At 74.8% G+C, this 19,811-nt stretch carries 24 protein-coding genes; 8 read left to right on the top strand and 16 right to left on the bottom strand.

The features are described 5' to 3' along the window. Positions 1–18: 18 nt before the first annotated feature. On the bottom strand, positions 19–1,200 hold the full coding sequence (locus ASG36_RS13035; protein ID WP_055764415.1) for a VOC family protein: 1,182 nt from the start codon (positions 1,198–1,200) through the stop codon (positions 19–21). 37 nt (positions 1,201–1,237) lie between these two features. On the opposite strand from ASG36_RS13035, the gene ASG36_RS13030 reads away from it, so the two are divergent. Together ASG36_RS13030 and ASG36_RS13025 are read left to right on the top strand one after the other, a co-directional pair. After that, complete coding sequence (locus ASG36_RS13030; protein ID WP_055764413.1) at positions 1,238–1,768, top strand: AAA family ATPase; 531 nt, start codon at positions 1,238–1,240, stop codon at positions 1,766–1,768. Next, positions 1,765–1,974, top strand: coding sequence for a hypothetical protein (locus ASG36_RS13025; RefSeq protein WP_055764411.1), 210 nt, complete (start codon positions 1,765–1,767; stop codon positions 1,972–1,974). Before ASG36_RS13030 ends, ASG36_RS13025 begins: the two co-directional genes overlap by 4 nt. A 16-nt stretch (positions 1,975–1,990) precedes the next feature. On the opposite strand, the gene ASG36_RS13020 is transcribed toward ASG36_RS13025, so the two are convergent. The 4 genes from ASG36_RS13020 to ASG36_RS13005 form a co-directional block, all read right to left on the bottom strand. Further along, positions 1,991–2,197, bottom strand: coding sequence for a hypothetical protein (locus tag ASG36_RS13020; RefSeq protein ID WP_055764409.1), 207 nt, complete (start codon positions 2,195–2,197; stop codon positions 1,991–1,993). A 46-nt stretch (positions 2,198–2,243) separates the two neighbouring features. Next, entirely contained in the window at positions 2,244–3,461 is a 1,218-nt protein-coding gene (locus tag ASG36_RS13015) for an HNH endonuclease signature motif containing protein (protein ID WP_055764407.1), read from the bottom strand. A gap of 117 nt (positions 3,462–3,578) precedes the next feature. Further along, complete coding sequence (locus ASG36_RS13010) at positions 3,579–4,475, bottom strand: pyridoxal-phosphate dependent enzyme (protein WP_055764405.1); 897 nt, start codon at positions 4,473–4,475, stop codon at positions 3,579–3,581. Further along, the gene (locus tag ASG36_RS13005) at positions 4,472–5,140 is read right to left on the bottom strand and encodes an SDR family NAD(P)-dependent oxidoreductase (protein WP_055764403.1); all 669 of its coding nucleotides are present in this window, start codon (positions 5,138–5,140) and stop codon (positions 4,472–4,474) included. Before ASG36_RS13005 ends, ASG36_RS13010 begins: the two co-directional genes overlap by 4 nt. Positions 5,141–5,253: 113 nt before the next feature. Here ASG36_RS13005 and nhaA point away from each other — a divergent pair, with 113 nt between their 5' ends. After that, complete coding sequence (gene nhaA / locus ASG36_RS13000) at positions 5,254–6,615, top strand: Na+/H+ antiporter NhaA (RefSeq protein WP_055764401.1); 1,362 nt, start codon at positions 5,254–5,256, stop codon at positions 6,613–6,615. Between the two features lie 324 nt (positions 6,616–6,939). Here nhaA and ASG36_RS12995 read toward each other — a convergent pair whose 3' ends face one another. Then, positions 6,940–7,560 carry a hypothetical protein gene (locus ASG36_RS12995; protein WP_055764399.1) on the bottom strand — a complete coding sequence of 207 codons (621 nt, stop codon included), beginning with the start codon at positions 7,558–7,560 and terminating at the stop codon, positions 6,940–6,942. A gap of 27 nt (positions 7,561–7,587) precedes the next feature. On the opposite strand from ASG36_RS12995, the gene ASG36_RS12990 reads away from it, so the two are divergent. Continuing rightward, on the top strand, positions 7,588–7,965 hold the full coding sequence (locus ASG36_RS12990; RefSeq protein WP_157498790.1) for a hypothetical protein: 378 nt from the start codon (positions 7,588–7,590) through the stop codon (positions 7,963–7,965). On the opposite strand, the gene ASG36_RS12985 is transcribed toward ASG36_RS12990, so the two are convergent. The 3 genes from ASG36_RS12985 to ASG36_RS12975 all read right to left on the bottom strand — a co-directional run bounded on the left by ASG36_RS12985 (position 7,952) and on the right by ASG36_RS12975 (position 11,276). Beyond that, the gene (locus ASG36_RS12985; RefSeq protein WP_055764394.1) at positions 7,952–9,643 is read right to left on the bottom strand and encodes a DUF885 domain-containing protein; all 1,692 of its coding nucleotides are present in this window, start codon (positions 9,641–9,643) and stop codon (positions 7,952–7,954) included. The genes ASG36_RS12990 and ASG36_RS12985 overlap by 14 nt on opposite strands. Further along, the gene (locus ASG36_RS12980) at positions 9,640–10,212 is read right to left on the bottom strand and encodes an FABP family protein (protein ID WP_055764391.1); all 573 of its coding nucleotides are present in this window, start codon (positions 10,210–10,212) and stop codon (positions 9,640–9,642) included. Before ASG36_RS12980 ends, ASG36_RS12985 begins: the two co-directional genes overlap by 4 nt. A 131-nt stretch (positions 10,213–10,343) precedes the next feature. Further along, positions 10,344–11,276 carry an NAD-dependent epimerase/dehydratase family protein gene (locus ASG36_RS12975; RefSeq protein ID WP_055764389.1) on the bottom strand — a complete coding sequence of 311 codons (933 nt, stop codon included), beginning with the start codon at positions 11,274–11,276 and terminating at the stop codon, positions 10,344–10,346. 117 nt (positions 11,277–11,393) lie between these two features. On the opposite strand from ASG36_RS12975, the gene ASG36_RS12970 reads away from it, so the two are divergent. Then, complete coding sequence (locus ASG36_RS12970; RefSeq protein WP_055764387.1) at positions 11,394–12,071, top strand: TetR/AcrR family transcriptional regulator; 678 nt, start codon at positions 11,394–11,396, stop codon at positions 12,069–12,071. A gap of 56 nt (positions 12,072–12,127) precedes the next feature. On the opposite strand, the gene ASG36_RS12965 is transcribed toward ASG36_RS12970, so the two are convergent. The 7 genes from ASG36_RS12965 to ASG36_RS12935 all read right to left on the bottom strand — a co-directional run bounded on the left by ASG36_RS12965 (position 12,128) and on the right by ASG36_RS12935 (position 16,751). Then, positions 12,128–12,421, bottom strand: coding sequence for a DUF1416 domain-containing protein (locus ASG36_RS12965; protein ID WP_055764385.1), 294 nt, complete (start codon positions 12,419–12,421; stop codon positions 12,128–12,130). A 2-nt stretch (positions 12,422–12,423) separates the two neighbouring features. Then, positions 12,424–13,257: a sulfurtransferase gene (locus tag ASG36_RS12960; protein WP_055764384.1), complete on the bottom strand. Its 834-nt coding sequence runs from the start codon at positions 13,255–13,257 to the stop codon at positions 12,424–12,426. A gap of 52 nt (positions 13,258–13,309) precedes the next feature. Further along, the gene (locus ASG36_RS12955; protein ID WP_055764382.1) at positions 13,310–13,717 is read right to left on the bottom strand and encodes a DUF4395 domain-containing protein; all 408 of its coding nucleotides are present in this window, start codon (positions 13,715–13,717) and stop codon (positions 13,310–13,312) included. Positions 13,718–13,924: 207 nt separating this feature from the next. Further along, positions 13,925–14,350, bottom strand: coding sequence for a thioredoxin family protein (locus ASG36_RS12950; protein WP_235494945.1), 426 nt, complete (start codon positions 14,348–14,350; stop codon positions 13,925–13,927). Between the two features lie 58 nt (positions 14,351–14,408). Beyond that, positions 14,409–15,095 carry a DUF2993 domain-containing protein gene (locus ASG36_RS12945; protein WP_055764380.1) on the bottom strand — a complete coding sequence of 229 codons (687 nt, stop codon included), beginning with the start codon at positions 15,093–15,095 and terminating at the stop codon, positions 14,409–14,411. A 34-nt stretch (positions 15,096–15,129) separates the two neighbouring features. Further along, a complete protein-coding gene (locus ASG36_RS12940) occupies positions 15,130–15,948 on the bottom strand; it encodes a hypothetical protein (RefSeq protein WP_055764378.1) in 819 nt (272 codons plus the stop codon). Then, a complete protein-coding gene (locus ASG36_RS12935) occupies positions 15,945–16,751 on the bottom strand; it encodes a S9 family peptidase (protein ID WP_082523144.1) in 807 nt (268 codons plus the stop codon). The genes ASG36_RS12940 and ASG36_RS12935 overlap by 4 nt, the downstream gene beginning before the upstream one ends. A 112-nt stretch (positions 16,752–16,863) precedes the next feature. Between ASG36_RS12935 and ASG36_RS12930 the strand changes: the two genes are divergently transcribed. The 3 genes from ASG36_RS12930 to pstC all read left to right on the top strand — a co-directional run bounded on the left by ASG36_RS12930 (position 16,864) and on the right by pstC (position 19,809). Further along, a complete protein-coding gene (locus ASG36_RS12930; protein ID WP_055764376.1) occupies positions 16,864–17,607 on the top strand; it encodes a response regulator transcription factor in 744 nt (247 codons plus the stop codon). Continuing rightward, on the top strand, positions 17,546–18,568 hold the full coding sequence (mshD, locus tag ASG36_RS12925) for a mycothiol synthase (RefSeq protein ID WP_082523060.1): 1,023 nt from the start codon (positions 17,546–17,548) through the stop codon (positions 18,566–18,568). Before ASG36_RS12930 ends, mshD begins: the two co-directional genes overlap by 62 nt. 302 nt (positions 18,569–18,870) lie before the next feature. Then, on the top strand, positions 18,871–19,809 hold the full coding sequence (gene pstC, locus ASG36_RS12920; protein ID WP_055764373.1) for a phosphate ABC transporter permease subunit PstC: 939 nt from the start codon (positions 18,871–18,873) through the stop codon (positions 19,807–19,809). Positions 19,810–19,811: the final 2 nt, after the last annotated feature.

Here is a 19,811-nt window from a genome sequence, read left to right as displayed (position 1 = left end):
ACCCTGCCACGCCCACGCTCACCCACCCGGGGCACCGACGACCACCAGCTCGATTCCCTCGGGGTCGGCGAGCGACCACCGGCCCGCGGACTCCCCCAGGACCCGGCCACCGGCCGCGACGGCGATGGCCAGGCGCGCCTGCACGACGTCGGCCGGCACCGCCAGCTCGACGTGGACCCGGTCGCGCTGCCTGCGCCGCTCGGTGTCCGTCGCGTCCAGCTCTTGGAAGACCAGCGTGGGGTTCAGCCGCCGCGGGTCGTGGACGTCGCTGGCCCCGTCCCGGCGGTCGGGTTCGTAGCCGAGCGCGGCCGTCCAGAACGCACGGACGGCGTCGACGTCGGCGGCGTCGAGGAAGAGCTGCACGAAACGCGGTAGCGCCGGGTCCGCGGTCGCCCCCAGCTCGCGCGCCACGGTCTGGAGGCGGGCGGCGAGGTCGGTGAAGTCCAGCTCGAGGCCGTGGGCGGCGGCCTCCCAGCGGTCCTTGCCGCTGTCCAGGACCACCAGCCCGGGGCGCAGGTCGATCAGCAGGGGGAACCCGGCGTCGTCGGCAAGGGCCGCAGCCGCGGCGGCCAGGTCCCGCTGCTGGCCCGTCGAGGTGGTGCGGTAGCAGGCCACCGCACCGAACACGGCGGACCAGTCGGCGGTCGCCGGGCTATCGCCGAGCCGGTCGCCGGGCACGAGGTCGACCTCGTTGCCGTCGGGGTCGGCGTGCCGGACGCCGTAGGGCCCCGACGGCTCGCCCGGGCTCACCTGGGCGACCACGGCGGCCGGCCGCACCACGTCGAGGTGGAGGCGGTTGCGCAACGGTCGCGGGTCGGTGGCCGGCCGGATGCCCATCGCGGGGTCCCGCCGCAGCGGGTCCGCCAGCCCGTCGTCGTCCCCCGGCTCGTAGCCGAGCACCCGCTGCCAGAACGGCCGCACCGCGGACGGGTCGCCGGCGTCGACCACGACGCGGAGGTGCTGCAGCACGGTCGGATCGGCGGTCAGCCCCAGCTCCCGCGCGGCGGCCGACACCGCGTCGGCACGGTCGTCGGAGTCCAGGCGCACCCGCAGGCCGGTGTCGCGGACGTCGACCGCCGCCCCGGCCGACAGGTGCGCGACCTCCCCGGCGAGCGCGGCCCCCGCGACGAGCGAGGGCGCGTCGAACCACGCCGTGGTGACGCCGTCGACCGTCCGCCAGTCTGCTTCCGGTGCTGTCATGGCGGCACCCTAGGGACTCGACGGGCATGCTGCAGCCGTGCTCGTGGCCATCGGAGGACTCCCCGGCGTCGGCAAGACCACCGTGGCCCGGGCGGTGGCCGGCGCGCTGCCCGCGGCCCACGTGCGGATCGACGCGCTCGAGGTGGCGCTGGTGCGGCAGGGCGTGGTCGCGGAGGGCGAGGTCGGACCACACGGGTACGGCCTGGCGCTTGCCGTGGCCGACACCTGCCTGGCAAGCGGTGGGCACGTCGTCGTCGACGCGGTGTTCGACGTGCACGAGGCCCGGCAGCCCTGGGACGAGCTCGCCGCCCGGTACGGGACGGAGCTGCACTGGGTGCGGCTGGTGTGCAGCGATCCGGCCGAGCACCGGCGCCGGGTGGTGGAGCGCAGCGCGGACATCGCGGGCCACCAGCTGCCGAGCTGGGACGACGTGACCGGGCGCGTCGTGGACACCTGGGACCAGCCGCACAGCGTCGTGGACACCGCAGCCGGCGATCCGGTTGCAACCGTTCTCGCAGCTCTGCAGGGTGTTCAGGACCCTGGCGCAGGCCCTACCGTCCGGTCATGACGACGTTCTGGATCGTGGTGGGCGTGCTGGTGGTGGCCGCGCTGGCGGCGATGCTGGTGCACGACCGCCGCGCGAAGGCCCGGGGCTCCCGGTTCGACGCCGACGGCATCGGCGGCGGTGCGACGGGCAGCCCGGAGGCCTACCGCAGCTCGCCGGGCAGCCACCCGACCGGCTGGGGCCGGGGGACGGGCGGCGGCGCGGGCTGATCGGCGTGGATCCGGCTCAACGCCGGTCGCGGACCCACCGGTCGCGCAACCGCCGGAGCCGGACACCGGCGACGGTCAGGAACGCCGCGATGCCGACGACGGCGAACGCGATGCGCCCGTAGGAGCCGTCGACGGACACGGCGACCACCAGAGCGATCACGGCCAGGAACGCTGCGATGCCCAGGGCGAGCTGGTACCGGGTCAGGTCGACGGGTCGGGCCACGACGGCAGGCTAGGGCCGCGGACCCCGACACGGGCAGGGACGACGGTCAGACGCGCAGGCGGTCGAGCACGATCTCGGTGCCGTCGGGGCGGAACGTGCGCCAGCGTTGCCCGGGTGGTGCTCCGTCGTCACGCTCGACCCGGAACCCGTGGTGGACCTTCGTGTGGTGGCGTTCGCAGAGCAGCGCCGAGTTGTCGAGGCTGGTGTCGCCGTCGTCGCGGAGCCACTCGAGCAGGTGGTGGACGTCGCACCAGTGCGTGGGGGCGTGGCAGCCGGCGAAGACGCAGTGCCCGTCCCGGGCTTCGACGGCCTTGCGGATGTGCGGTGGGACGACCCGCTTGGTGCGCCCGACGTCCAGCGGGAGCCCGTCGGGGCCCATGACGATGCGGGTGATGGCCGAGTCACAGGCGATCCAGCGGGCCCGGGCCGCGCTGATGGTGGCGCCGAAGCCGGTGGTGGCGGTGTCGCGACCGGTGGCGGGGTCGACCAGGTCCTCGAGGTCGATGGTGACGACGACCTGCGGCTTGACCGTGCGCAGGAACGGCAGGTCCCCCTGGGCCAGGGCGTTGTCGCAGAGCTGGACGAACGCGTCGCCCTTCTGCTGGGCGCGGGTGCGCAGATCGCCCAGCGGGCGGTCGGCCTGCACGATGGACTCGATCGCGGCCAGTGCCTTCTCGAACCCGACCGGGTCCAGGTCGAACCGCCCCGACCCTGAGCCGTCGGCGCGGCGGCTGAGCGTCAACGACCGCCGCTCGGTGGGGTCGGGCTCGGGCCCGTCGGGGTCCAGGGCGTTGCGGAACGCGTTCACCGCGGTGGCGAGCTTCGCGTGCGGCAGTGTGCGTGCGACCTCGGTCCACGCCTCGTCGAAGGCGTCGAGGTCGACGTCCTGCTCCGCGGCCGCAGCGATGTCACACGGCCGCAGCGCGTCGGCGACCACCCCGACCTGGGCGGCGGTGACCGCCCCCTCGGCGAACGCGGCCTCCAGACGTGGAAAGTGCTCCAGCGCCCGGCCGGCCCGCACCACGGCAGCGGCTGCTCCGTTCGAGAAGTGGTGGTGACCGCGCAGCAGCGACTGCATCGTCCTGAGCCCGTCGTGCTCAGCAGCACCGACCACGTCGGCGTGCCGGACGGTGCGGGTCAACTCGGCCGAGGCCCGGTTGACGAACTCGACCAGATCGGCCGTCCGCTCCAGCAGCGCACCGTCAGGCAGTGCATGGAGGTCGTCGACAGCCAGGGCGTCCAGCGCGGACCGCAGCTCGCTCACGACACCTCCCAGCTGTTCGATCAGGTGTTCGAAGTCTACCGCAGCAGGAGACCCCGGAACAGCTGAATCCCCAGCTCAGAGGCCTGTCCACAGATCCGCGAACGGGCTTGACACCCGTCATAGCTGCGGGTGCCCGAACAGCCCGGGCAGCCCCCCGGTGTGCAGGAAGACCACCCGCCCCGGCGGCAGCGACCCGGCGGTCGCCGCGGCGACGAGGCCCGCCATCGCCCGGCCGGTGTACGTGGGGTCCAGCAGGACGCCCTCGGTCCGGGCCACGAGGGTGAGGGCGTCCCGCGTCGCCGGGGTCAGGTGCTCGTAGCCCTCCCCGATCTGCCCGTCGTCGACCCGCAGACCCGCAGCGGAGACCCCCATCTCGTCGAGCAGCGTCGCCACCGTGTCGTGGGCGTCGACGACGGCACCGGTGGCCACCCCGAGCACCCGCGAGGTGCCCAGCGCCGCCACGAGGCCCGCCATCGTCCCGCCGGACCCGACCGCGACCACGACCAGACCGACGTCCGGCACCTGCTCCAGCAGCTCCTCCCCGGCCCGCCGGTAGGCCTCGGCGCTGCGGGCGCTGGTCCCACCGAACGGGATGAGGTGGGCGTGGCGCTGCTGGGCGAGTCCGGCGGCGACGGCTGCGGGGTCGTCGTCCCCGGCGAACACGACCTCGGCACCGAGGAGGTCGTCCAGCAGGAGGTTCCCCCGCCGCTGCTCGGGCTCGTGCCCCGAGAGCACCAGGACGCAGCCCAGCCCGCACCGGGCGGCCGCGGCGGCGGTGAGCCGGGCGTGGTTGCTCTGCGGCGCCCCGGTGGTGACGACGACGTCGGCGCCGGCCTCGAGGGCGTCGCCGATCGTGACCTCCAGCTTGCGGACCTTGTTGCCGCCCCCGCCCAGACCGATCAGGTCGTCGCGCTTCACCAGCAGCCGGTCGGCGGGCAACCCCAGGGCGTCCGCCAGGCGCGGTGCGGCGTCGACCGGCGTGGGCCCGCCGACGAACGGGGGTGCGCCGGTCATCGCCCGTCCACCACCGTGTCCACCGTCCACTCCCCGCGGGGCTGGGCGTGCAGCTCCCAGTACGCGTCGGCGAGCCGGTCGGGGTCGAGGACCGTGCCCGGGGCGATGACCCCGACGACCGTCACGCTCGCGACGTGCACGCCGTCCTCGGCCAGCTGATCGTGCAGCACGGCCACCGCGTTGCGCAGCGCCGCCTTGCCCAGCGTGAGCGAGGCGTGCTCCGGATCGGGGTACAGCGCCGGTCCGCCGCCGGTCACCAGCAGCGTCCCGGCACCGGCCGCGCGCATCGCCGGGGTGAACACCTGCGCCGCGACCACGGCGCCGACCACGTCCACGGTCAGCGCGTGCTGCAGGTGCTCGGCGTCCGCGGTGAGCAGGTCGTCGCTGACCACGAGGCCGACGTTGTAGACCACCACGTCCGGGGAGCCGACGGTCTCCAGGGCGGCGCGGAAGGCGGTCGGGTCACCGGCGTCGGCGGTCACCGTGGAGACGGCCACCCCGGCCGCTCGCAGGTCGGCCGCGATCGGGGACAGCGTCTCGGCGGTGCGGGCCACGAGGGTCACGGTGGCGCCCTCCCGGCCGAAGCGGCGGGCGATGCCGGCACCGAGGCCGGGTCCGGCGCCGATGACGACGACGTGGCGGGGGGCGGTGGATGCAGTGGTCACGGGACGGGGAGATGCCCACGCCGCGCCCGCCCGACACCGGTAACCTCGAGAACGGTGCGCCGGGAAGTCTGGTCGGCAACTCCTCAGTCGACCCCTGCACCCGGAGCCGCCCCGTGACCACCCCCGCCCGGCTCTTCTCCCGCGGCACGTACTCCGAAGCCACCCGGATCGCCGCCCTCCTGCGCAAGGAGACCGTCGGCGGCGTCCTGCTGATCCTCGGCGCCGCCATCGCCCTCGTCTGGGCCAACACCCCCTGGGCCGCGGCCTACGAGGGGCTGCGCGACACCGTCGTCGGGCCGTCCGCGCTCCACCTGGACCTCAGCCTCGGCACGTGGGCCGCCGACGGGCTGCTGGCGGTCTTCTTCTTCGTCGCCGGCCTGGAGCTCAAGCGCGAGTTCGTCGCCGGCGACCTGCGCGACCCCAAGAAGGCCGCCCTCCCGGTCGCCGCGGCCGTCGGCGGCATGGCCGTCCCGGCGCTCATCTACACCGCGATCAACCTCGGCAGCGACGACGGGCTGACCGGCTGGGCCATCCCCACCGCGACCGACATCGCCTTCGCCCTGGCCGTCCTGGCCGTGATCAGCACCCACCTGCCGGCCGCGCTGCGCACCTTCCTGCTGACCCTCGCGATCGTCGACGACCTGCTGGCCATCACGATCATCGCGGTCTTCTACACGTCGTCGCTGGCCTTCGGGCCGCTCGCCCTGGCGCTCGTCCCGCTGGCGCTGTTCGGGTTCCTGGTCCAGAAGCGCATCCGGCACTGGTGGCTGTTGATCCCGCTCGCCGTCCTCACCTGGGGCCTGGTGCACGAGTCCGGGGTGCACGCCACGGTCGCCGCCGTCCTGCTGGCCTTCACGGTCCCGGTCGTGCGGCAGGCCCCCGGCGAGGGCCCCGGCCTCGCCGAGCACTTCGAGCACCGCATCCGGCCGATCTCGGCGGGCATCGCCGTCCCGGTCTTCGCGTTCTTCTCCGCCGGCGTGACCGTCGGCGGGTTGTCGGGTCTGGGCGCCTCGCTCACCGACTCCGTGGCCATCGGGATCATCGCCGGCCTGGTGCTCGGCAAGGCCGTCGGCATCACCGGGGCCACCTGGCTGGTCAGCCGGTTCACCAAGGCCGAGCTGGACACCGACCTGCGCTGGCCCGACGTCGTCGGCCTCTCGCTGCTGGCCGGCATCGGGTTCACCGTCTCGCTGCTGATCGGGGAGCTGGCCTTCGGTGCCGGGTCGCTGCGCGACGAGCACGTCAAGGTCGGGGTGCTCACCGGCACGCTGCTGGCGGCGCTGCTGGCCACCGCGGTGCTCAAGCCGCGCGACCGGGTCTACCGCCGGCTGGCCGAGGCCGAGGCCCGGGACGACGACGGCGACGGCATCCCCGACGTCTACCAGGAGCACGGCCGCGCCGTGGAGCAGACGCCTCCCCGGGAGACCGTCGACGAGGCCTCCGAGCGCCGCCGCCAGCCGTTCACGGACAGCTGAAAAAGGGTGTTGCGCGGGTGCGAAAACCGGTCGTACGGTGACTGCACACGAGAGAGGAGGTGGTCCGAACAATTGATGTCGTTCAGGACGCGTGAGGTGGCTGTCCGCTAGCCGCCGTCCAGATGGGCCGCCCGCTCGGCACCGGATCAACCCGGTCTGAGCGCGTGGCATCGCCCGTCCGCCGATGGCGGCGAGCGAATACCGGACAGTCACCCGACCCCCGGGCCGCCGACCCAGTCCAGTCGGCCCGCGAGCCGCTCCCCCGCCCCAGGGCAGGGTCCAGCGCCGCGGAGCAGCCCGGGGGTTGTCCACGTCCAGGGCCGGTCAGAACCCCCGTGCGGCCGCCACCCCTGCGGCCAGGTCGGCGTCCAGCGGCCCCAGCGCCGCCGCCAGGTCGGCCTCGGTGAGCCCCGCTCCCGCCCGGCCCAGCGCCTGCACCGCCGCCCGCGGCGTCGGCCAGTTCTGGCCCTGCTCGTCGGCGACACCGTCCAGGTAGGAGTCCACGAACCCGACCAACGCCGCGTCGCTGCCCGCCGGCAGCTGCAGCTCGGCGAAGCCGTCGGGCAGGTCGTAGATCGCGCGCTGCCACCGGGCGCCGTCCCAGCCGTAGACGAACCCGACCTCTCCCTCGCGCGGCACCCCGGCCGCCCACCACCCGGGGACGTCGACCAGCAGCTCCCCGGCCGGCTCGCCGTCGCCGGCCCGGGTCAACGCCGTGCGGGAACTCTCGTGGTCCCAGCCGCTGAGCACCGCGAACCCCGGCGCGGGCTGCACCAGCTGCGCGGTGTTCCCGCCGCCGTCGTCGTGCCACCAGAGCCGACCCGCGGCGCCGTCCCGGGCGTGCGAGGTGCCCGGGAAGCCGAGCGCGGCGACGACGGCCGAGCAGGCCGCCCACCGTCCCCGCAGCACGTCGAGCGGGTCGAGGTCCACGGTCTGCAGCGGCACGGCTCGACACTAGGCACGATGGCCCGCATGGACTCATCGACGGTCGAGACCCGACTCACCCAGGTGCTCACCGGCTGGGCGGCGGCCTCGATGGTCGTCGGAGCAGCGCTGTCGGTCGACCCGCGCACCCGCGGGTTCGGCCGGCAGACCGCCGCCTGGGGCGCGGTCGACGGCCTCATCGCCGGCGTGGGCGCCCGCAACCGGGCCCGCCGCGGGCCCACCGACCCGGCCCGCCTGCGGAAGGTCCTGCTGGTCAACGCCGGTCTCGACGTCGGCTACCTCGCGCTCGGGGCGGCCCTGCTGCGCACGACGCGTTGGCGTGGGGACGGCGCGGCGGTGGTCGTCCAGGGCGCGTTCCTGCTCGCCCTGGACGCCACCGCCGCCTCAGCCCTCAGAGGCGACTGAGCTCGTCGGCCAGGTCGTCCAGGCCCAGCGACCCCTGCGACAGCGCCGCCATGTGCCAGGCCTTGAGGTCGAAGTCGGCCCCGCGGGCGGCCTGCGCGGCGGCCCGGCCCTCGAGCCAGGCCCGCTCCCCCAGCTTGTAGCTGATCGCCTGCCCGGGCATGCCCAGGTAGCGCACGAGCTCGCTGTCCAGGAAGGCTGCGTCCCGGCCGCAGTACTCACCGAAGAACGCCCGCGCCAGCTCCGGGGTCCAGGGCTGCCCGCGGTGCTCGGTGAGCGCGCCGTCGGCGTCGTCGGGGATCGTCAGCTCCAGGTGCATGCCGATGTCCACGACCACCCGGACCGCGCGCATCTGCTGGGCGTCCAGGTAGCCCAGCCGGGCGCCGGGGTCGGTGAGGAAGCCGAGCTCGTCCATCAGGCGCTCGGCGTAGAGGGCCCAGCCCTCGAGGTTGGCGCTCACCCCGCCGACCGCGGTCTGGTAGGTCGAGAGGTCCTTGGCGACGTACGTCCACTGCGCCAGCTGGAGGTGGTGGCCGGGGACGCCCTCGTGGTACCAGGTCGAGACCAGGTCCCAGAGCGGGAAACGGTCCTTGCCCAGCGTGGGGAGCCAGGTGCGGCCGGGCCGGGAGAAGTCCAGCGAGGGCCGGCTGTAGTACGGCGCGGCAGCGCTGCCCGGCGGGGCGATCATCGCCTCGACCCGCTTGATCGGCTCGGCGATGTCGAAGTGCGTGCCGTCCAGGGCGACCATCGCCTCGTCCATCATCTGCTGCAGCCGCTCGCGGACGGCCTCCACGCCCTCCACGGCCTCCCCGTGCTCGCCCAGCCAGCGCATCGCCTCCATCGGCGTGGACCCGGGCAGCACCTGCTCGGCCGCGGCCCGCTGCTCCTCACGGATCCGCAGGTGCTCGGCCCAGCCCCAGGCGTAGGCGTCCTCCAGGCCGGTGCCGGCACCCAGGTCGCTGCCGTTCCACCGGCGGGCGAAGCGGGCGTACCGCTCCCGGCCGACGGCGTCCGGGGTGCCCTGGGCCTGCGGCAGGTAGACGTCCCGCAGGAAGTCGCGCACGTCGGCCACCGCACCGTCCGCAGCCGCGGCGGCGGCGTCCAGCTCGGTGCGCAGCTCGGCCGGACCGTCGGCGACGAGCCCGGCGAAGTACGGCCCGGACAGCCACTCGCCCAGCTGTCCGACGACGGTCTCCACCTGCCGCGGGGCGGCGAACAGCCCGCGGGAGGCACCCTCGATGAGGGCCTCGAGGTAGCCGCGGTACGCCTCGGGCACCCGGGCCATCCGGCGGCCCAGCACGGCCCAGTCCTCGGTGCTCGCCAGCGGCATCATCGAGAACACCTGGCGGACCGAGTGCACCGGGGAGAACAGGTTGGACAGGTCCCGCAGACCCTCGTCCGCGTCGTGCACGTCGAGGGCGGCACCCAAGCGCTCACGCAGCAGGCGGGCGCAGCGGAACTCGACCGGGTCGTCGGCCAGCGCGGGGTCGGCGGCCAGCACCCGGTCCAGCTCGGCGAGGGTGTCCCGCACCAGCTGGGCCTCGGCCTCGAGACCGGCCGGGGAGTACGTGGGCAGCCGGTCGTCACCGGGGCGGGTGCCCAGCGCGGTGGCGGTGATCGGGTCCAGGTCGCAGAGGGCGTCGACGTAGGCGTCGGCGACCTGTCGGGGGGTCGTGTTCATCGGATCCTCTCCAGGCGTGCCGACATCACCGGGCGCAGCCGGCCGTCGTCCCCGGCGCGGTCGACGGCGTACATCAGCGCGCCCTCGACGATGCCGTAGAGCCGGGCCGCCTTGGTGACGTCGGGGTGGTCGGGGGTGCGGGCCAGCACGTCGCTGGCCAGCTCCCAGCTGGTGGTGGTGCGGGCGGTGCCGACGTAGATCTCGACGAGGCCCTCGGGGTGGGCCACGAGCAGCTCGACCTCGTCGTCCCCGCGGGGCCGCCAGAACCCGGACTCCCGGACGTCGGGGCCGGCGACGGTGCCGTCCTCGGCGATCCGCCAGGTGCGGGACTCGTAGGACAGGAAGTCCCGGCCGTCGTGGGCGAAGCGCACCCACTGCCCGAACCGGTGGTCGCCCTGCGTGCCGGCCGCCTGGCCCTCGCCGTGCCACTCCCCCAGCAGCGGCAGCACCGACAGCAGCTCGTGGGCCACCTCGGGGCCGGTGCGCACGTCGGTGGTGTCCACGACGGGCAGCTCGGTGGGACCGGAGACGGGCTGCTCGGGCAGCCCGGCCGGGGTCGGGTTCGTCATCGGGGGCGTTCCGTCCTCTCGTGGCGGGTGAGTCGCAGGGCACCGGCGGCGCACGCCAGCGCGGCCAGCACGGTGAGGGCGACGAGCACCCAGGCAGTGACCAGACCCATGCCCGCCACGGTAACGAGCCCTCAGGCCGCGCCCACCCGGGCCGTCGCGACCGTCACCCGGCAGACCTCGTCCCAGGGGGTCGGCTCGATCCCGAGCACCGTGGTGGTCTCCGCGCCGTCGACGGTGAAGTCGGCGTCCCACTGGTGTCGGATCGCGGTGATCTCCCGCATCTGGGGGACGACGAGGCCCATCGCGGTGAGCACCGGCCACGGGATGCCCGAGACCCGAGCCGGCCGTGCGCCCATCGCGGCAGCCAGGTCGGTGAGCGCCCGCCGCTGGCTGCGGGCCGGGGTGGACGGCACGATCCACGGCCGTCCCCAGGCCCGCTCGTCGGTGCCCAGCACCGCCATCGAGGCACCGACGTCGGGCAGGTACGCCCAGCTGTGCAGCACGTCCGGGTCACCGACCACCCAGGCCCGCCTCCCGGCCCGCAGCCCGGCCAGCTGACGCACCAGGTGCGAGTGCGCCGGGGGCACCGTCGGCCCGACGAAGTCCGACGCCCGCGCCTCGGTGACCCGCACCCGGCCGGCCTCGTGCGCGGCTGCCATGTCGGTCCACACCCGGGTGCGCACCCGGCCCTTCACGTCGGTGGCGGCCAGCGGGCTGTGCGCGGTCATCGGCCCGGTCGGGCGGCCGTGCACGTAGAGGTTGCCCATCGCGACGAGCACGGCTCCGGTCTGCTCGGCCGCACCCAGCAACGCCGCCGCCAGCGGGGGCCAGTCGGTGGCCCAGCGGTGGTACTCCGGGTTCACCGCGTTGTAGAGCGCGTCGGCACCCCGGGCGGCTGCGGCGATCGCGGCGGCGTCGGTCGCGTCGACGGCGACGTGCTCGACGTCGGCCGTCGACGTCCCGCCGCTGCGGGAGAGCACCCGCACCTCGTGCCCGGCCCGCAGCAGCGCCTCCGCCGTCGCCGTCCCGACCGGTCCCTTGCCCACGATCACGTGTCGTCCCACGACTGCTCCTCAGCTCGGTGCGAGAGCACTGCTCTCGCTGCATGGGGAGCCTGGTCCGCTGCACGTCCCTTGTCAAGAGCGGTGCTCTCGTCGCAGATCGCTGCTAACGTCCGCTGCATGGTGAGCAACGCCCGGGAACGCGCCCGCGTCGCGTTGACCGAGGAGATCCTCGAGGCGGCGCGCGGCCAACTGGGCACCGTCGGCGCCGCCGCGCTGTCGCTGCGCGCGGTCGCCCGGGAGCTGGGGATGGCCTCCTCGGCGGTCTACCGGTACTTCCCCAGCCGGGACGACCTGCTCACCCGGCTCATCACCGAGTCCTACGACGCGCTGGGCGCAGCTGCCGAGGAGGCCGACGACCCCGCGGCGTCCCCCCGGGCCCGCTGGCACGCCGTCTGCGCCGCCGTCCGCACCTGGGCCGTGGCCCACCCGCACGAGTACGCCTTGCTCTACGGCTCGCCGGTCCCCGGGTACGTCGCCCCGCAGGACACGGTGCCGGCCGCGGTGCGGGTGGGCGTCGTCCTGGGCCGGGTGCTGGGCGACGCCGCCCGGGCCGGCCTGCTGCCTCCCGCGGCGGGGGCGCCACCGCACCTGGTCACCGCCGACGCGGCCACCGTGCTGGGCGGCGAGCACCCCTCCCTGGACGACGCCGTCCGCGCTCGGGCCCTGCTCACCTGGAGTTCGCTCTACGGGCTGGTCGGCTTCGAGCTGTTCGGCCACTTCGTCAACTCGGTCGCCGACGCCGATGCCTTCTTCACCGCCCAGGTCGACGTCCTCGCCGACCTCCTCGGGCTCTGACCCGGACGCACGAGAGCCCGCCCCCACCACGTGGGGACGGGCTCAGGTGAGGTGCTTCAGGCGATCGCGAGGGTGGTCTCGTTCAGGCCGACCTCGGCCGACAGCACCCGCTCGGCCCTGCCGACGCGGGCCAGCGAGCGGAGCTTCCAGTCACCGGGGGCGGCGAAGAAGCGGAACTCGCCCTCGGGGCTGGTGACGACCTCGGCGGTGAACTCGTCGGTCGAGTCCAGCAGCCGGACGTAGGCGCCGGCGACGGGGTTGCCGTCGTGCCAGACCTGGCCCTGGATGACCGTCTGGGTGGTGAGGTCGACCCCTGCCAGGGAGCCGCCCTGCTTCGGCGCGGAGCACATCGTCAGGCGCCCTTGGCGATCGGGACGCCGACGAGGGAGCCGTACTCGGTCCACGAGCCGTCGTAGTTCTTCACGTCGCTGTGGCCCAGCAGCTCGCGCAGCACGAACCAGGTGTGGCTCGAGCGCTCGCCGATGCGGCAGTAGGCGATGGTCGACTTGCCGTCGTCGAGGCCGGCGTCGGCGTAGAGCTTCGCGAGCTCCTCGTCGCTCTTGAAGGTGCCGTCCTCGTTCGCGGCCTTGCTCCACGGCACGTTGACCGCCGAGGGGATGTGGCCGGGACGCTGGGCGCCCTCCTGCGGCAGGTGCGCGGGGGCCACGAGCTTGCCGGCGAACTCGTCGGGGCTGCGCACGTCGACCAGGTTCTTGGTGTCGATCGCGGCCACGACCTCGTCGCGGAAGGCACGGATGGAGGTGTCGGGCTCGGCGGCCTGGTACTGGGTGGCCGGGCGGCTCACGGCGTCCGAGGAGAGCGGACGGCCGTCGAGCTCCCACTTCTTGCGACCGCCGTCGACCAGCTTGACGTCGCGGTGGCCGTAGACCTTGAAGTACCAGTAGGCGTACGCGGCGAACCAGTTGTTGTTGCCGCCGTAGAGGACGACGGTGTCCTCGTTGCTGATGCCCTTGGCGCTCAGCAGCGCGGAGAAGCCCTCGCGGTCGACGAAGTCACGGGACTCGGCGTCCTGCAGGTCGGTCTTCCAGTCGAGCTTGACGGCGCCCTCGAGGTGGCCCCCGTCGTAGGCGGCGGTGTCCTCGTCGACCTCGACGAAGACGAGGCCGGCGTCGCCCAGGTGCTCCTGGGCCCAGTCGGTGCTGACGAGCACGTCGGTGCGGCTCATGGGTGTTCCTCCTGTGTGTGCGGTCTGGGGGGTGCGGATCGAGCGGTGCAGGTCAGGCGGTGCGCGCGCGACGGGCGAGCAGGTACAGCTCGCAGCCGAGACAGAACCCGACGGCGGCGTTGAGGAGGGCGGCCACGAGGGCCAGCCCGGTGGCGACGAACCCGACGAGGGGGGCGCCGGCGAGGAAGCCGACGGTGCCCACGAGGGCGAAGCCGAAGCCGACGAGCTGGGCGAACCGCGGCGGGGCCTCGGCCTCCCGCTCGCGGACCGGCCCCAGTCGCGGGGCGACCAGGGTGCGGAAGAGCACGCCGTACGGGGCGTACCGCAGCCCGGCGAACGCGCCGACGGCGAAGACGACGGCCTGGACGGCGAGGAGCCAGCCGCTGCCGGTCAGCAGCACGACGGCGAGCACGACGGTGGTGACCCAGGCGCCGAAGCGCGGGCCGCGGACGTCGACCACCGGCGTCCGGGTGGCGGACGCAGGGGGGTGCAGCGGGGGTGTCACGGTGTGGGGCCTTCCGACGGCGGTCAGGGCGCGTCGAGGCGGGGTGTGCGCCTCAGGAGGCGCGACACAGGCAGCTGCCCAGGCGGCACAGGTCCACTGTGCGTCGCCGAGTCAGCAGGGTGCCCACGGCGCGAGGGTAGCAACACCCGGGGCGGGGCGTGATCACGAGGCCGGAGCGGCCGGGGCGTGCGCGTCCACCAGGGCGCGCAGCTCGTCGGGCCGGGGGGCGCCGCTGCTGCGGCCCAGGACCGTGCCGGCGCGGTCGAGGTAGAACAGCGTCGGGGTGCGCCGGACGTCCAGGGCGCGGACCGCCTCGAGCTGGCTCTCGGCGTCCACGTGGACGGCGGCCAGGCCCGGGTGGGTGGTCTGCAGCTGGGTCAGCCGGGCCTTCGTGGCCCGGCAGGGTGCGCAGAACGCGGTGGCGAACTGGACGACGGTGAGGTCGGCGTCCTCCGGGCGGACGCCCAGCGAGCGGAGCACGTCGGTCGTCGTGGTCACGTCGTCCTCCCCGGTCGTGCGGACGGCGCCGCTGCGGCTGCGCAGCCACCAGGCTGCGACACCGGCCACCACGAGGGAGACCAGCAGCACGACTGCACCGGTCCCGTCCACGCTCCGCCCAACACGACCGGGTTGGTGGGGATTCCCGTCACTGCAGGACGACGTCGGTGGCCTCCACGGTGACGTCGACGCCGGTGTCGGTGGTCTCCAGCCCGGTGAGCTGCAGGCCGAAGGGCAGCGTGGGGATCGTGTACCGGAAGTCGAGCAGGTCCTGCGCGGCGTCGACCAGGAAGTCCGGGACGTCGATGCCGGCCCCGGACGCCTGCTGCACGTCGATGACGAGGTCCTGCCCGTCGAGGGCGACCGTCCCGGCTGCGGTGAGCCGGATCGACTGGCCGAGCACCTCGACGGTGCGGGTCACCCGCACACCGTCGCCCTCGCGGGTCAGCTCGACGTCCCCGTCGATCTGGGAGGCGACCAGGGCGTAGGTCAGGGACGCGCGCCCGTCGACCCGTTCGACCGGGATGGCCGACACCTCGCCGCCGACCACGTCGGACAGCGGCACCTGGACGCCCTGCAGGGACACCTCGGCGCTGCCGCCCTCGGGCAGGCCCAGGTCGGCCGCGGTCAACCCCAGCCGGACGTCGGAGTACCGGCCCTCGACGGCCTGGGTGAGGAACGGGAACCCGGTGATGTCGACGTCGGGCTCGCCGGCCAGCTGGCCCTGCCGGGCGACCTGGGCGGCCACCTGGTCCTCGGCGACGACCACCCCGACCCGGTCGGCGGCCACGAGCAGGCCGAGCAGGACGAGGACGGTGATCAGCAGGCCCTTCACCGGCCCGATCCTCCCCGAGCCCCCGCCCGGGCGCTCAGAGGCTGGTCTGGGCCAGCGCGTACGCCACCGGGGCGGCGGCGGCGAACGGCACCACCGCCTGGACCACGGGCAGCGCCCACCCGCGCTGCGGGCGTTCGGCGACCACGTAGCTGGCCCCCACGGCCACCAGCGCGGCGACCCCGGCCACCGCAGCGCCCGTGGTGGCCGCCGACAGGCTGTCCACCAGCTCCCCCGGGGTGCGCCGCAGCACCGACACGGCGACGCCGGCGAGCACCGCGAGCAGCAGTGCCAGCAGGCCGCGGGGCACGCCGAGGGCGATCTGCGGGCGGGGCAGCAGCAGGTCGACGAGGTGGCCGACCAGCAGGGCGACCCCGACGACGAGGACCGTGGTGTCGACGGCCCGGTCGGCGTCGGCGTCCCCGGCGGAGGTGAGCAGGACCGCCAGCGCGGCGACGACGCACAGCAGCATCACCACCCCGGCGAGCGAGGCGACGAGGTAGCGGCGGGGGGCCGGGCGGGCCATCTGGTGCAGCACCGCCACGAGCAGCCCGGGCCCCAGCACGACCAGCAGCATCCCCGGCTGAGGCCGGTCCGGCAGCGCCATGAGGAGGTCCGCGCCGATCGCGGCAGCCGCCCCGATGGCCAGCGACCCGACGAACCCGCGGATGCCGGTGGCGGTCACCCACGCCGCGACCAGGGCCAGCTGCACCACGAGCAGGGCGGCCAGCCGGCCGGGGTCGCCGGCGACGGCGGGCACCCCGACCAGCAGGGCGGTGACCACGACGACGACGCCGGCCGCGGGCAGGTGGTGGGCCGCGCGGGGGAGCTCGGTCTCCAGCGCCGAGTGGCTCACGGGTGGCTCGGGTCGCTGGGCACCGGCGCATCGTCGCAGAGCCCGACGCGGCCCACGGTCTCCCGCGCCCAACGGCCGATCCGCTCGGCCAGGGGCACCGTCATCCCGGACTCGGCGTGCCCCATCCCGGGCACCTCCCACACCGTCGTCCCCGGCCCGGCCGCCCGCGCCAGCGCCCGCACGTGCTCCAGCGGGAAGTAGTGGTCGCGGTCGCCGTGCACCAGCAGCAGCGGGGTGGGCGCGATCCGGCTGACCAGCTGGACCGGGGCAGCGGGCAGCTCGGCCCAGGGCGCCCCGAGCCGGATGCCGGTCACCCGGGGGCCCAGCCGCCGGCCCAGCCCGGTCTCCAGCATCCCGTTGACCCGGCGCATCGGGACGGTGTCCCGGACGTACCAGCGGCTGACCGCGCTCACCCCCACGACGGCGTCGGGCCGGTGCTCCCCGACCGCGGCCTGGCGCAGGGCCACACCCGCGCCCATGGACAGGCCCACGGTCACCACGGTCCCGGCGCCGGCGGCCCGGGCCGCCCGCACGGCCGCGTCGACGTCGAGCACCTCGTCGTCCCCGCCGACGCCGGTGGCGCCACCGGACCGGCCGTGGCCGCGGAAGTCCAGGCCGCGCACCTCGCCGAAGGCCGCGAGCACGTGGGCCAGCCGGCGGAACGGGGCGCGGGCGGTGGAGTTGGTGAACCCGTGCGCCAGCACGAACGTCAGCGGCCGCTCGTCACCGCCCAGGGGCCGCGGCAGCGCGGCGGGGACGACGATCCCGCGCAGGTCCACCCCGTCGGCCGTGCGCACCGTCACCGCACGGACGTCGCTCGAGGTCGGTACGGCGGGGCCCACGTCGGCTATCCTGCCCTCTCACCTCGACACCGGCGTCGACGCCGAGGCAGTGCAGTGCGTGTGAGGAGACGACATGCGGCTCGTGCTCATGACATCCGCCCGTCAGGCGACGACCGAGGTGCTCCCCGCCCTGGGTCTGCTGGCCCACCAGGTCCGCGTGGTCGCCCCGGAGCTGTCCAGCCTGCTCGACGGGGACGCCGGCGACGTCGTCCTGGTCGACGCCCGGCACGACCTGGTCTCGGCCCGCACGCTGTGCGCGCTGCTGTCCTCGACCGGCGTCGCGGCCTCGGTGGTCGCCGTGCTCAGCGAGGGCGGCCTGGTCGCGCTGTCGGCCGACTGGGGGGTCGACGACGTCGTCCTGGACACCGCCGGCCCGGCCGAGGTCGACGCCCGGCTGAAGTGGGCCTCGGCCCGCCGGCTGGCCGCCTCCACCCCGACCGCCGCCGACGACGGCGGGGTCACCAAGGCCGGTGAGCTCGTCATCGACGAGCACAGCTACTCCGCCAAGCTCCGCGGCCGCCCGCTGGACCTCACGTACAAGGAGTTCGAGCTCCTCAAGTACCTGGCCCAGCACCCGGGCCGGGTCTTCTCCCGCGCCCAGCTGCTCCAGGAGATCTGGGGCTACGACTACTTCGGGGGCACCCGCACCGTCGACGTCCACGTGCGTCGGCTGCGCGCCAAGCTCGGCACCGAGCACGAGCAGCTGATCGGCACGGTGCGCAACGTCGGCTACAAGCTCGACCAGCAGGTCGCCGATGCGACCGCGGCGGCCAACATCGCGGCCGAGACCACCGACAGCGGCGCCCCGCTGCGCTGATCGGCAGACCCTGACCCCCACCCCGCACCCGACCGTCACCGACGTCGACCGGCTCCCCGCCGGCGACGTCGCGGACGTGCTCGCCCTGCTCGCCGCGGCCACGGCCGCCGACCGGGTGCGTCCGGTGTCGGAGGAGGCCGAGCTCCGGCTGCAGCACGGCGGTCCCGCGGGCGGCCACGACGTGCTCGCCCGGGACGACGTCGGGGCCCTGGTGGGCTACGCCCGGCTGGAGACCGAGGGCGAGGAGGCCGAGGCCGAACTCGTGGTCGCCCCCGCCGCCCGGCGCACCGGGGTGGGCGGCCTGCTGCTCACCCGGCTCGAAGCGCTCGCCGCCGACCGCCCGCTGCGGGTGTGGGCGCACGGGGAGCTGCCCGGCTCCACCGAGCTGGCCACCGGCCGCGGGTACGCCCGGGCCCGCACGCTGCTGCAGATGCGCCGCCCGCTGGACACCGTGGACCCCGACCCGCGCCCGGAGCTGCCCGCCGACGTGGTGGTGCGCGCCTTCCGCCCGGGCCAGGACGAGGACGCCTGGCTGCACGTCAACGCCCGCGCCTTCGTCCACCACCCCGAGCAGGGCGGGATGACCGCGCAGGACGTCGCCCTGCGCGAGGCGGAGGCGTGGTTCGATGCGGCCGGGTTCCTGCTCGCCTGGCGGGTGGCCCCCGACGGCACGGAGACCCTGCTGGGCTCGCACTGGACCAAGACCCACCCGGCCGGCGAGGTCGGCGACGAGGCGGTCGGCGAGGTCTACGTGCTCGGCGTGGACCCCGACGCCCAGGGCCTGCGGCTGGGCCGGGCGCTGACCGACCTGGGCCTGGCGCACCTGCGCGGCCGCGGTCTGGCCGAGGTGCTGCTGTACGTGGAGGAGGACAACACCCCGGCGGTGTCCCTGTACGAGAAGACCGGGTTCACCCGGTTCGCCGTGGACGTCTCCTGGCGGCGGGACCCCGCTCCCTCCTGACCGACGGTCACCGCAGTACCACTCCCCACCCCGATGACGTGAGCCATCCCTCACCCCGTCGGGCGATCCTCGGGCCGCGTTCACCTCCCGTTCACCGACGCACCCGGATCCGTCCACCTCGCACTCCTAGGTTCCAGGAGGTCGGGCTGCCGCTCGGCCGTGCACGGGCACCGCCGAGGCGAGAAGGGCACCGAGATGACACAGGTCCGCCCCTCCGCTCCCCCGCCGGGACGTCCTGGCTCCGACGCCGCCGTCGCCGTCGAGTCCCCCACCCGCAGCGCACGAGCTCATGGAGCCCAGCGGTGACCACCACCGAGACCCCACCCCTCCCCACGACCGGCCCCCGCCAGGTCGGTGACTCCGTCTTCGCCGGCACCGCCCGCGCCGCCGGCATCCTGATCCTGGTCGTCCTGGCCGGGGTCGCCCTGTTCCTGGTCACCGAGGCCACCCCGGCGATCACCGCGGCCCCCGAGGACGTCCCGGGCGGCGAGGGGCTCGCCGCCTACATCGGCCCGCTGATCTTCGGCACGCTGCTCGCGGCGGTCATCGCGCTGGTCGTGGCCACCCCGCTCGCAGTCGGCATCGCCCTGTTCATCACGTACTTCGCCCCGCGCAAGCTGGCCCAGACGCTGGGCTACGTGGTCGACCTGCTCGCCGCGATCCCCAGCGTCGTGTTCGGCTTCTGGGGCATCTTCGCCCTGGCCCCGGCGCTGGTCCCGCTGTTCGGCTGGCTGGAGGAGCACCTCGGGTTCATCCCGCTGTTCGCCGGGCCCGCCTCGAGCACCGGCCGCACGATGCTCACCGCCGGTCTCGTCCTCGCGGTGATGATCCTGCCGATCATCTCGGCCATCTCGCGCGAGGTCTTCCGCCAGGCCCCGACGCTGCACCAGGAGGCCGCCCTGGCCCTGGGCGCCACGCGCTGGGAGATGATCAAGATGGCGGTGCTGCCCTACGGCCGCTCCGGCGTCATCGGCGGCGCGATGCTCGGTCTGGGCCGCGCGCTGGGCGAGACCCTCGCGATCGCCCTGGTGCTCTCGGTCTCCGGTGGCATCACCTTCAACCTGATCTCCTCGAGCAACCCCTCGACCATCGCGGCGAACATCGCGCTGAACTTCCCGGAGTCCACCGGGCTCGACGTGAACGCGCTGATCGCCAGCGGTCTGGCCCTGTTCGTCATCACCCTCGCCGTCAACATGGCCGCCCGGTACGTCGTCAACCGGCGCGCCGACTTCACGGAGTGACC

The sequence above is a fragment of the Geodermatophilus sp. Leaf369 genome (assembly GCF_001424455.1).
Taxonomy (GTDB): Bacteria; Actinomycetota; Actinomycetes; order Mycobacteriales; family Geodermatophilaceae; genus Klenkia.
Note: the sequence above shows the minus strand (reverse complement) of the source record. Positions and strands in the feature narration are given on the sequence as shown.